Annotated in this window: 9 protein-coding genes; 4 read left to right on the top strand and 5 right to left on the bottom strand. The window is 35.0% G+C overall.

Translation table 11 applies throughout. From position 1 onward, the window contains the following. Window positions 1-1,000 precede the first annotated feature (1,000 nt). The 3 genes from radC (at window position 1,001) to F6K22_RS13590 (ending at window position 3,069) form a co-directional block, all read left to right on the top strand. Complete coding sequence (gene radC, locus F6K22_RS13600; protein WP_293098346.1) at window positions 1,001-1,732, top strand: RadC family protein; 732 nt, start codon at window positions 1,001-1,003, stop codon at window positions 1,730-1,732. Window positions 1,733-2,242: 510 nt separating this feature from the next. Continuing rightward, complete coding sequence (locus F6K22_RS13595) at window positions 2,243-2,464, top strand: hypothetical protein (RefSeq protein WP_293098343.1); 222 nt, start codon at window positions 2,243-2,245, stop codon at window positions 2,462-2,464. Window positions 2,465-2,889: 425 nt separating this feature from the next. Beyond that, complete coding sequence (locus F6K22_RS13590; RefSeq protein WP_293098341.1) at window positions 2,890-3,069, top strand: hypothetical protein; 180 nt, start codon at window positions 2,890-2,892, stop codon at window positions 3,067-3,069. A 464-nt stretch (window positions 3,070-3,533) separates the two neighbouring features. Here F6K22_RS13590 and F6K22_RS13585 read toward each other — a convergent pair whose 3' ends face one another. The 5 genes from F6K22_RS13585 to F6K22_RS13565 all read right to left on the bottom strand — a co-directional run bounded on the left by F6K22_RS13585 (window position 3,534) and on the right by F6K22_RS13565 (window position 10,582). Beyond that, window positions 3,534-6,044: an HD family phosphohydrolase gene (locus tag F6K22_RS13585; protein WP_293098339.1), complete on the bottom strand. Its 2,511-nt coding sequence runs from the start codon at window positions 6,042-6,044 to the stop codon at window positions 3,534-3,536. Between the two features lie 30 nt (window positions 6,045-6,074). After that, the gene (locus tag F6K22_RS13580; RefSeq protein WP_293098337.1) at window positions 6,075-7,211 is read right to left on the bottom strand and encodes an ADP-ribosylglycohydrolase family protein; all 1,137 of its coding nucleotides are present in this window, start codon (window positions 7,209-7,211) and stop codon (window positions 6,075-6,077) included. A gap of 1,202 nt (window positions 7,212-8,413) precedes the next feature. Then, complete coding sequence (aroQ, locus tag F6K22_RS13575; RefSeq protein WP_293098334.1) at window positions 8,414-8,863, bottom strand: type II 3-dehydroquinate dehydratase; 450 nt, start codon at window positions 8,861-8,863, stop codon at window positions 8,414-8,416. A 28-nt stretch (window positions 8,864-8,891) separates the two neighbouring features. Further along, entirely contained in the window at window positions 8,892-9,026 is a 135-nt protein-coding gene (locus tag F6K22_RS13570; RefSeq protein WP_256386479.1) for a hypothetical protein, read from the bottom strand. Window positions 9,027-9,304: 278 nt separating this feature from the next. Next, window positions 9,305-10,582 carry a competence/damage-inducible protein A gene (locus F6K22_RS13565; RefSeq protein WP_293098328.1) on the bottom strand — a complete coding sequence of 426 codons (1,278 nt, stop codon included), beginning with the start codon at window positions 10,580-10,582 and terminating at the stop codon, window positions 9,305-9,307. Between the two features lie 889 nt (window positions 10,583-11,471). Here F6K22_RS13565 and F6K22_RS13560 point away from each other — a divergent pair. Continuing rightward, window positions 11,472-13,058 carry an NB-ARC domain-containing protein gene (locus tag F6K22_RS13560; RefSeq protein ID WP_293098326.1) on the top strand — a complete coding sequence of 529 codons (1,587 nt, stop codon included), beginning with the start codon at window positions 11,472-11,474 and terminating at the stop codon, window positions 13,056-13,058. Window positions 13,059-13,206 lie beyond the last annotated feature (148 nt).

Raw genomic sequence — 13,206 nt, 5'->3', positions numbered from 1 at the left:
GCACTATTTGTTATGGGATAATAATTATTATACAGCACTGATGGTATTTAAACCAACAACTATATTATTATCTTTATGATTGGTGTCAAACAGCTATGCTGAAGTCAGAAGAATTAAAGCAAATTTGTACTGTCTTCTAGTTTGAGTATTGCCATATTTTACCTGTTAATTTATGACTAAAATTGATTCTATAAATCAATAATTTTCTTGTTTATATTGACTATCAAATTTTAGCACTATTTGTTATGGGATAATAATTATTATACAGCACTGATGGTATTTAAACCAACAACTATATTATTATCTTTATGATTGGTGTCAAACAGCTATGCTGAAGTCAGAAGAATTAAAGCAAATTTGAAAAAATTACTTTTTGAGCAGCAAATTGACTTGGTTCTATATTTTGATTTTAACGTAACCCCTAAAATCTTCAATTTTTGACCTCATAAAATTACTAACTCCTCTATTAACAACTAATACCATTTATGTGTAAAAATGTACTTAATAATTGTCGATTAAACATAATGTAAATAAGCATTTTTATCTCTTAGTTACACTGAGACTCATAGAGAAATTATATAATATCATCTGTGGTTGAATAGTTATAATTAAAGTTCGTAGTATTGCTTGAGCAATATCTATAACTTAGAGCTAGAGCAATACTACAAACAAAAACTTTTTTCTAACTTATTATCCGGGCATAATATAAGTCATAATCTTGAACAAAAAATTATACATCTCAGAAATCATACGGAGTTTTATGACATTTTTTATTTTGTCAAATTTCTCTGACTAAACTATGCTATATTTAGAAATAATTTACCTTATTTTTTCAGCAGTATATCAATGACCAAAAAATAAGGTCAATAACCTCCCCTTGGATAGGGGATGAAAAAAATTAACTTCAGTATTTCAAGCCTATGACTTTAGTCAAAGGTACTAATAACTGATAACTAATAACTAATAACCAATAACTGATAACTGATAACTGATAACTGAAATGACGTACAGTCTCAGAATTGCAGACTTACCTAGTAATGAACGACCACGAGAAAGATTAATTGCCTCTGGTCCTAAAAGTCTTTCTACTGCAGAATTAATTGCTATTCTACTAGGTACGGGTCAAGGAAAAGGAAAACTTTCTGCTGTTGGTCTCGGACAATATGTATTAAATCAATTAAGTCAACATCAGCGTGACCCCCTCTCAATTCTCCGCAATATTACGGTTCAAGAATTAACTCAAATTCATGGTATTGGTACAGCAAAAGCAACAACTATTCTTGCTGCCATTGAATTAGGAAAAAGAGTATTTCAATCCCGTCCTCCAGAATTAGCAGTTGTTGATAGTCCCCAAGCTGCTGCTGATGCTTTGAGTCAAGATTTGATGTGGCAAACCCAAGAAAAATTTGCTGTGTTACTGTTAGATGTAAATAACCGCTTACTGGGAACTCAAGTAATTACTATAGGTACAGCAACAGAAACATTAGCTCATCCCCGCGAAATTTTTCGAGAAGTGATTCGTCAAGGTGCAAGCAGAGTAATTATTTCTCATAATCATCCTTCAGGAAATGTCGAACCAAGTCCTGAAGATATCAATTTAACCAAACAACTCTTAGCAGGAGCGCAATTTTTAGCTATACCCTTACTCGACCATATAATTATGGGTAATGGAGAACATTCCAGTCTGCGCCAGACAAGTAATTTGTGGGAAGAATACCCTCAAGGAGATTGATTTAGAGGATGTTTGAAAACTATGGGATGAAAGCGATACCCCTCACGGGGTGACAGGCAGTTCAAAAGCATTGTTGGATAAGGGTTTATGGGATTAAAGCTAGCTTTAAAATATGGATTTTTATCAATGATAATGATAATTATTCTTAGAGAAGGGGGGGTTGGCTTCGCCAACCCCCCCCTTCTCACCCAATTTTAGTTGATTTTTATATCAATTAAAACCTATGGCCATCAGTCACATTTTATGCTAAAAAAAGTCAGTCCACTTACACATATAGACTGACCAAAATGCAATTTTTATCATTGTATGAGTCACATTTTAAACAATCTTTGACCAATACTCAAGTGCCTCCTGCGGAGGAACTGCGTTATCAAACTTTAAAAATTTTAGTCTGGTTATTAACAGTACAGAAAACTGTCAAAATAGTGCATATTAGCTGCTTGTTTTCCTTTACCGATCAAATATGAAAGTCGTCGAAAACATACACAAAGATTTTTAACATGATTTTCCTTGAGTTTAGTATTGTTTTGGTTCCCTATTATAAAGAAACTTATTGAGCCAGAATTTTCCGATGGTAGTCAATTAATTATCACCATAGATAGAACACAGTGGAAAAATAATAATATCTTCGTTATTGCTGTTATTTATAAAAAACGTGCTTTACCGATTTACTGGCAAATTTTGCCGAAAAAAGCCTCGACTAATTTAGCAGCAACATTTAGCATTTATTAAACCTGTTTTACGGTTATTAAAAAAGTCTAAACTTGTCGTTATTGGAGACAGGGAATTCCATGGTGTAGAGTTATCTCACTGGCGCGTCTTAGAGCTAAAACTCAAAAAATTAATTTCCGACAACCGACAAAAACAAGATACTAACTATATAAAAAATCGTCAAAAATACCAGCCTTTGAGTAATTTGCCTGTATCTCCTGGAACCAAAATATTTTTAAGTAACATTAATATCACGCTCACATAAAGGGTTCGGTAAATTTAATTTAGCTGCATATTGGAAAAGAAAATATAATCATAAAGTGGAAAAGCGAGTGCTAATTGGTGAGGTCTCCTCGGAATGAAAGACGCACTCAAGACAGGAACCTTGGTATTTACTAACAAATATTGAAACTTGAGAAGAAGTCATTAAAATTTATCGGTCGAGAATGGGTCTTGAAGCTATGTTTAAAGATTGTAAAACAGGTGGATATAATTTGGAGGTAAGTCAAGCTAATACACAAGGTCTGACTAATTTAATTTTACTAATTGCCATTGCTTATACAGCTTCATATTACCATGGTAAATTAATCAAAAAATCTGGGTGTCAAAACTATATTTGTAGATGAACAGACCCTGGACGAAAATATAAAAGACATAGCAATTTTTGGGTAGGTATATATGGTGAATTGTGGGTCATAGCTTGGTCATATTTAGTTGAAATTGTTGAGATAATGATGAATTTTAATCCTCAGAAAAAGTTAAATTATCAAAGGGGATTAAAAGTTCTGTCAATGTTAGATAATATTTAATTATTTACCCGAAATATCTTACCATTCATGTGATTATTAAAATTTTTTAATTGACTTACATAAATTTTCTGTTGGTCATTTAATTGAATAATATATCAACATGGGTTGGTGGTGTAGGTGAGCTTCGATCACCTACACCACCACTGAGAATGATTATTATTCTTATAAAACTTGTCAATTTTTTACCCCTGCTTATATTCTTTAAACCCTTATCCAACAATGCTTTAGAGCTGCTTGTCACCCCGTGAGGCGATACCCTTTACCAACTATCTTCTCACAATCTAGTTAGAATTAACAACTGATTTTGCAGTTTTTACCTGATTTGGATTCATTGCCGCTTTAGGATAAGCAATACGTTTATGATTATACTGTTCCCATACCTGTACAAAAATTTCTGCAATATTCGACATCTCTCCCCTCGTCAAACCAGAATCAACCAATTGATTATCCTGCCACCGTGCCCGCAAAATTTTCTTCACCATCTGTAGCGCATCTTTATGAGTAGCATCCTTGAGCGATCGCAACGCTGCTTCACAAGAATCTGCCAACATCACAATAGCTGTTTCCCGTGACTGTGGAATAGGTCCTGCATAGCGAAAAAGCTCTTCCTTAATCACCTTTGCTTCCTTCTCAGCTCTTTGCTTGGCTTGGTAATAGAAAAAAGCGATTAACATTGTACCCTGATGTTCGGGAATAAACGCCCTAATAGCCTTTGGTAATCGATGCCTACGAGCCATCACCAACCCTTCAGTAACATGCTTTCTAATAATTTCCACACTCACCCATGGATCGTTAATTTCATCATGCTTATTCGGTCCACCCATTTGATTTTCAATAAAACCTAATGGGTCATGCATTTTACCAATATCGTGATACAAAGTACCAGTCCTCACCAATTCTACATTGCAACCAATTTCTCGTGCTGCTGCTTCCGCTAAACTTGCTACAAACAGAGTATGCTGAAAAGTACCAGGTGCTTCCGATGCCAAACGCTTTAACAGAGGGCGATTAGGATTAGCCAATTCAGACAAACGGATCGGAGTAATCAAATCAAATAAATGCTCTAAATATGGACTCACACCCAAAGCAACAATACTCCAAACCAGACCTGCTAGTGCTTGCAAACCTACCGGACCCATAATCGCATACCATAATAATTCAGGAGTAGCACGAACAATCAAATTTGTCAACAAATACACCGTACCTTGAGTTAACCCCACCCCTACACCTAAAAGTGCCTGTTCCTCACGCGATCGCATTTTTTCTGCTACCAAACTACCAACAATACCACCAGCAGCACTAGCAAACCAATCTATTTTGTCAACATCCATACCAATAGGCAGTACCACAGATATCAACCCCACCAATGTTACTCCCATAGTTGAACCGTAGAAGTTTCCCACCAACAAACCAATTGCGGGCAAACTACTACTCCAAGGAACTCTCAACGCCACCATTAAAGGAGCACTCAAACTCAACAATAATAGAAGTATATTATCTCTGCGCCTAAAACAGGGTTTAAATTGCCTTTCTACTATAAATACTATACCTACAGCACCACTCACAATGCATACAAACACCACCAAGCTGGGCCAATTTACTCTACGGCCACTAAGATTAAACCTCTCCAAGAGAATAAATGCCTTACGGTCAATTTTTTCTCCTGTTTTCACAATAATTTCATCCTTTCGGACTTTGTATTCCACAGGTTGAATATCTTGTGCTGCCTGCTCTATTAATTTCTTAGTTCCTTCCGGATCTTGTACTAAATTAGGCTGCAAAACCTTCTTCAAAATTTCGATTGCTAAATCTTCAGTTTCTACTGGCACTACACCTGCCACTTGCACACTTAGAGCCTTAACCCATTCCTGTTTGGGGAAATTTGGCGATATTCCTTGAGCCAATATCCGATCTTTTACTGTTTCAATACCTATCTTAGTTTTTTCCCAAGCAGCATCAGACAATTGCAGTAAAGTAGGATCGTATACTTCATTTTCTTGCTCTTGAGTCACAATTTTCGTTGCATTTTTGTACAAACTGCGAGCTTGCGATACATCATCTAAAACTCTAGAGTAATTTTCATATAAACTCTTCTTGCGATAAGCTAGTAGTTCTGAAATTGCTTTTTGATCTCTACTACTAATAACTATGGGACTATTGTTTTGATTTTCATTTGGTATTGATGTTCTACCAGATAATTTCTCCCCTCTTGAAGTTGGAATTGTTACATTATTGTTTTTAGGTGTAACTTTTTCTGAATCTTGAGTTAATTTACTAGAAGTCGTTGTGTCTGACTCAGGTCCAGGAGGTCTTTCTTGCAACTGCTCCTCGATTATTTTTTGAATAGCCTGCCACTTTTCTTCGGAAACTTGACGTAGGTGTGCTTGACTAGTTGTTGATAATATGCCTGTGTTTATAAAAGGAAAATTAGCAACTATTTCTCTAGCTTGATTACCCAGTACCAGTATTGCTTTTAATTCTTTGTCCACACTTTGATTCACTGATTCATTAATCATAAACACAGTTATATCCCCACGTATAGCTGATTTACGCTTCTGGTCAGTCTCTTTTACATCAATAACTGTAGCACTATCTGGAGCCTTGATGGTTTTAGGGGAAATAATCCCTTCTCTTAATTCTGGTTCCCTGTAATAACCTTTACCCATGGTAGCTGTTAGAGATGTTATTGCAACCACTACCAACATTGGCGAAGTTGCCAGAGTTGACCAACGGGATGTTTGTTGTTTTTTCTGGGGTTTCAATAATTTCCCAATTAAACGTGTCAGATACATATTTCTTGATGTCTAAACATCATAGAGTTTTCAAGATCCACTAGCTGGGTGAGGGCGAGGACGAATCACATTGCTTGCAGCAACTGCTGGCACTATATTTTGTGTGACATTGTTTGGGTCATAAACTCCAGACCAAACTGCCCAAAGGCTTTTTGCCAACTTCATAATCTCCATTTGATCCTTCATGCCCAAAAGTTCAACCCCCATTTTTTGTCGCCATTCCACAGGAACTCCAGCACTACTGTTATAAGCTCCTGATAAAGTACCTACTATAGTACAGGTCTGAGTTGCCCATCCTGTTCTTGCAGAACGTAATACTGCTAAACCAAAATTTTCTGGGGTACTGAGAAAGCAGTATAAGGCCAAAGAAATAGGTATGAAAAAAGCAGAAGATAAGGTTCTTTGTTGACCCTCGCAAAATATTTGCTGTTTCTCAAAAGATTTAACATTTTTTGACAAATGATTTATTGCTGCATCTAAATTTGCTCCCTGGTTAATCAATTTTTCTACTTGTCTAAGTTGCCCTACTAATGGTTCTTTTTCTCCAATATAGTCGATAATTTTCGGTATTATGGTCAAGGGGTCCAATCTGTCTGTCAAAGTTTGGGCTATTATATATCCAACTACTAAGTTGCCGAGGTTTATTTCTAAGTAATTTTCCCAAACTTTTCCCCATTGCTGCAATTTTTGTTGCAGTTTAAATTCATCTTCATGGTATGTCAAGGAAACTGGCAAGCTAGTAATAATTCCTTTACTGGCTGTCGGATTCAAAACATCATTATTTATGTTAAAATTAGGCTGATTATTATTAACTATCTCTACTAATTTTTCTAATTCTATTGGAGAATCTTTTATTTTGTTTGGCTCGTAAGTATAATCTTTTTTATTGTTCCACTTATTTTGCCATTCTCTATAAACTTTCTGCCAATCCTCTTCATTAAATTCCTGTTTTATAATTAAGCTTTTTGCACAATTAACTGTAATTTCTCCCCATTTTTGTAAGTAGTTTTTCTCTAACTTTGATAAGTAAAATTTATGCTGATTAATAAATAATTTATTATTTTCCCTATTTTTTTCTATATGATACTCAAAGTTAGAACCTACATAACTTCCTAAAGCTGCTCCTAGCAAAGCGCCTTGAAATTTACTTAAGAGAGAATACTGCATTATTTTTTCATTTATTCTATACTTTATCTAGTCTTTATTATTTGATTTTCTGATATTATCTAAAAATATGATATATTTATATTACTACTCAGTAAAAAAATAGGTAGTCCTATATGGTAATGATCGATTGGAGCTGCAATGCCCACTCTAATATTGCCAAAATGATTAAAATTTACCACTACCAGAAAACATTCTACATTCAAAATAATTTAATTCTTACCAAGAAAATTTAACTACATATTAATTTATTTATAAATTATTACAAAGCTGGAGAGTACAAAGTTATTCTCAAAAATTATTTGCTTTCAAGACTGAAAGTATTACTGGAAAATGCTTACAGCACCAACAGTTCGTTTGGAGATAGTTTCTAATCTTAAGATCGCTGAAAGCCTTAGCTAGCAATAGTTATTCCAATAACTTCGCACTGTCTAGTTACAAAGGATATTATTAATAATTATAGTTTTTCACAATAAATTGGTTCCAAAGGCTCCCTCTTTTATGGATACTTTGTTTCTTACTGAAATAACAAGAAAGGTATTCAAAGGCTATAAAAACTTACCTATGGGTTAGAAGCCTTAGCATTTTAAAAACTAGAGTTATGTAGTTTTACACAGCAATACTTGTTTATATAATAACTTCTCAGCACACCTACATTAAGACACAGCAAATTTAGGATTTGAACTTTACCTTAAGGCATAAGTCCATATACTCATGTTAGGGTTTCGCTGCACGAAATGAAAAGCGCAGTTACTCTACAGGTGTCAAGAGGTAATGCAGTATTTTAGATAATAAGCAAATCTCTAGAATGAGAATAATCTCACAGATTAGATCTTGCCAGGTATTTAATTTAAGTGGACTTAGTCAACCAGGAATTCTGGGTGCAGGATAATCTCCGTGCCTTTAAACCAGAGATTATGTCAAATAATGGTTATAATATAGCAAACTTATAAATCTGCCATCTACTTTTTTGTTTCCTTAATTAGGCTCATACTCAGGTCTGCTTACTCTAACTCATCAACATGAAAAACACTATATCTTTTATTCCCTAAGTAAATTCCCAGAGGAAACAATAATTTTCCATAATGTTCATCTTTGAGTATTTAAGAAATAAATGCTTGATTATGGATTCAAGTTATGACAACTTATTATAGATAATTTGTACCAGAAAATTTTTAGCTATATATAAAAAAAGTGGTAATTATTTAACTACCACTTTTTTGAAGATAATTAACTATTGCTTTTAGCCCCAATATATAGCTTTCTGAACCAAAACCACTAATTTGACCAATAGCTACTGGTGCAATAAAAGAATGATGTCGAAATTCTTCTCGACGATAAATATTACTTAGATGAACTTCTACTGTAGGAATATTGACCCCAGAAATAGCATCCCTAATGGCCACACTGGTATGGGTATATGCTCCCGCATTAATAACTATGCCTTGGTGTTGCTCACTACTAGCTGAGTGAATTGCATCCACCAAGACACCTTCATGGTTAGACTGTAATACAGAGATTTTTACTCCAAGAGTTTCCGCCTCTTGCTGTAACAGTCGATTTATATTATCCAAAGTTTCAGAGCCATATATTCCTGGTTCCCGCAGACCCAGGAGATTCAAATTAGGCCCATGTAAAACTAAAATGCTAAACAAATAATGTAAAAGTTGAATGATAAAGTTATCAACGACGGGAGCGGTCGTTTACTGGAATGGGAATAGGTTCTGGTTCTGGTTCTGCCTGTGGACCTAATAAAGCCTCAACTAGCTTGCGAGTCCATTCCTTTAATTTTTCTAGTACCTTTTCAATGTAATCCATTAATATCGCATTCCCGCTGGGTACTCTCACCATAGGTATTTTTTTGATTTTTATAGTGAGGGGTAAGCGGGGCGGGATCTGCCGCTTCCCTTTTCATACAAATTTATCGGAAGATTCTAACAATTTAGCCAGAATAAATAGTAATAATGGCTTTTTTTTGTTTATCTTTACTTTTATATTAACACTTTCTTTGCTGTTGGTTTAAATGGCCATTTAGCAATTATAAGCTAATTTTATGAAAGTATGGACTAAAGCCCAGACCTTAATATTAATTATAATCAAGTTTTCTCATATTGTTGTCTTTCATTAAACCAATATAACTTTCTTCTCAACAGGTCAAGAGCTGTACAAGCACTTACTCTTCTAATCCAATCACGATTGCGCAAGGGACTGAAGCGGTATTCAAAACTTTCTACTTCATCTTTAAATCTGGCTATACCAATATAAACTAAACCCACAGGTTTACTGTCAGTTCCTCCTCCAGGTCCAGCAATACCAGTAATACTAATTCCCCAGTTAGTTCCTAGTTTCTTGACTACTCCACTTGCCATTTGTTTTGCTACTGCATGACTCACAGCACCTTCAACCATTAAATCTTCCTGATTAACATCTAGCAAAGTAATTTTTACTTGATTTTCATAAGCTATAACTCCACCATGAAAATATTGTGAACTACCTGGAGTAGAAGTCAACATACTACCCAAGTTGCCACCTGTACAAGATTCTGCCACGGCTAAAGTTTCGCCTTTATCTAATAATAATTTTCCTACTACTGCAGCGAGAGACTCATCATTAATACCATAACAATCAATTCCGGCAATATCTCGTATTTGTTGTTCTACAGGAACAATTAATTTATCTGCTAATTCTTGGGACTCAGCACGGGCAGAAATTCGTAATTTTACTTCTCCAAAATTAGCGTATGGAGCAACTGTAGGATTTTTCATTTCTAGTAATGGAGCTACTTTTTCTGCCAAAGCTGACTCCGCAATACCCCAAAATTTTAAGGTGCGACTATAAATAGTTTCTCCACACCAACCCTGACTCTGAAAATAAGGTACAGCAGTTTCTTGCCACATCAGTTTCATTTCAGTCGGAACTCCGGGAAAAGTCATTATTGTTACATCTACTACTGGTTGCCAAATAATTCCAGGAGCGCTACCTATAGGATTAGGTAAAATAGTTGCACCTTGAGGAATTAAAGCTTGTTTTCGGTTACTGGCAGTCATGGGGCGACCCCGATGGGCAAATTTTTTGGTAATATCTTCTATTATTTCGGGTCTTTCTATAAGTGGGGTATTAAAAAAGTCGGCGATAGTGGCCACAGTCAAATCATCTGGGGTCGGGCCTAAGCCTCCTGTGAAAATTAGTATTTGAGAGCGTTGGGAAGCGATCGCTAATACCTGTTTTATTCTGTCTGGATTATCCCCTACTACATTTTGATAGTAATGGGCTATTCCTAATCTTGCAAGTTCTTGGGCTAAAAATTGAGCATTACTATTTAGGATATCCCCTAATAGTAGTTCTGTTCCAACACATATAATTTCTGCAATCATTTAAGTAGAGCGTAGTAAATTGTGTAACTTAATATATCAAATTTTAAATTAGCTCGGAACTTAATTATATCCTTAATTTAAAGAGTTTAATGGCTAAATATGCAACGTCTTTTTTTTAGCTTAATCTAAGTTAGTAATTCTGATTTGATTTTTCATACATCTTATATAATTATCTTTTTGTACATTATTCATACCTAATAATTATTACAACATTCCTAATTGTAGTTGTTGATAGAAGACAAACTCTTTGCTCGGAAACCATCAGTACAACATAAGATATTGGACTAACACTAGTAAAGCTTCTCATCTTTTTTTTGACTGTTTATTTTTATGCACTTTTCCCTAACCTGACTAGCAAAAATTATTGTTTTTTTAGCTAGATTTTGTCCTACATTTGGCAATTTTTTCTGATTTTACAGAATTTAAATCTCCTATAGATAAAGATTCAGCAATTTATTCACCAAACCCTATTTATAGCACTACACATTTACAGCGCTTTTCTGATACATGACCTCACCTCATAACTAAAATCTTGCAGGAAGTTCCATGAAACATTCCTACAAGATTATCCACATCCAAACCTCTGTAGGACACGAATATTATTGATCGATGGGGATTCGACCCCGCCCTGTCCCACAAAGCAAGATAACAGGCACCAAGAAGCTAAAATTTAGTCAGAGATTGTCTTTGACTAATGACTTTTCCATAGCGCTATAGTTAATGGATTGTCCATAAATCACATAAGTGTATATTTATAGCTATTATTACCAAGAAAATCTCACTTATTCCCAAAATTGGTGTACAATATATTAAGAGAATTTCTATTTTGGGATGCAAAGTATGTAGGATAGCTCCTCTGTAATAGGCTAACTGATAACTGATAACTGAAATGACCTTGATTCCTCAAAATTTTCTTAAACAAGTTGCAAGTGGCTATGGTGTCTCAGATACAGAACTTGAAGTCTTATCTAAGGCTTTACTAGAAGGAGAGTCGATCGCCACAATTGCCACACAACTAAAACTTAAGCCAGAAACGGTTCGTAAACGACTGGGTGAAACTTATCGTAAGTTTCAAATTTCAGGTAAAGGGCCGGGAAAAATGGCTAAGTTACAGCAATTATTGGTGGCTTTGTATCAAGAGGAAAGTCAATCTAAAGAATTTTTACCTCAGACTGCCGAACTTAAAAGTTCTAGCTTAATTTCTCGTCAAGATTGGAATGCTGCTCCAGATGTGGAAACATTTTATGGGCGTACCAAAGAATTATCTCAGTTAAGTCAATGGACTTTAAGCGATCGTTGTCGGTTAGTGGCTTTATTAGGTATGGGAGGAATGGGAAAAACCACCCTGGCGGTGAAATTTGCCAAACAAAATGCAGGTAAATTTGATTTTGTGATTTGGCGATCGCTACGTCAGGGTATGTCACTTGGTTCTATTTTGTCCGATTTTATCCAATTTTTATCCCCTCAACCGTTGAGCAACTTCGGGGAAATTGAAACTGGAATTTCTCAACTGATGGAGATTTTACGAAGTAATCGTTGTTTGTTGGTTCTTGATGATGTGGAGGTTATTTTAAGTTGTCAGGATTTAGCAGGTTACTATGGTGATGGTTTTACAGACTATGGAAAATTCATTCAACGAATTGCTGAAGAGCCACATCAAAGTTGTTTGATTTTGGCAACTTCTGAGAAGTTGAAAGATTTAGGTCAATTGGAAGGACAAAAAGTTCGCTCATTACAGGTGGTCGGTTCTGAAGAAATTTCCCAAAAAATTCTGGCAGAACGAGGATTTGTTGTGAGTCAAGATTGGGTAAGTCTGATTGAACGCTATGGTTGTAATCCTTTAGCGGTGAAGATTATCTCGGCAATGGTTCAAGAATTATATGCAGGTCAGGTTGGAGACTTTATTAAAAATACGCTTTTAATGGGAGATGTTCGCTCTTTATTGGATCAACCTTTTCAACGATTATCTTTAGCTGAGAAAGAGTTGATGTATTGGTTAGCTCTTGAACAACAACCTATCAATTTATCTCAATTGCAAGAAAAAATTTTATTACCTCTTTCGGCATCTGAATTATTAGAAACGGTTGGTTCCCTAGGACGACGTTCGCTGATTGAAAAAAGTCAGAAACAGCGTCAAACTTATTTTAGTCTTCAGCCTGTGGTGATGAAATATGCCATTGAACAATTTGTTCGTCAAGTGGATGAAGAGTTGGTGGGATTGATTAAAAATCAAGATTTGTCAGGAATTCGTTTGTTGAAACTTTATCCCCTTGAAACTTCTGAGAATAGTAAAAAACATTATTCTATTCTGGATTTAGTTATGAATCGATTGAAGTCGAGATTATTTACTAATACTAGAGGTTTAAATCTAGCAATTAAACGTTTAGAAGAAAGTTTATCAAATTTACAAGAAGAATTTTTTGAGGGAGAATATATTACCCAAAATCTAGAAAATGTTATTAATGCAATTCAATAAGAGACTGTTTGTAAAGGAAATATAAAAAGAAGATAGGGAATAGGGAACACTTAACACTTAACAGGTAGGAATAAATCAAGACAACTATTTGTCAGTTAAAAATCTAGGAATATATGTACCTTTCCACCTCTGGGATCTACCAAATTTC

Source organism: Okeania sp. SIO2F4, from assembly GCF_010672385.1.
Taxonomy (GTDB): Bacteria; Cyanobacteriota; Cyanobacteriia; order Cyanobacteriales; family Microcoleaceae; genus Trichodesmium.
This window is presented reverse-complemented; position numbering and strand designations above follow the sequence as displayed.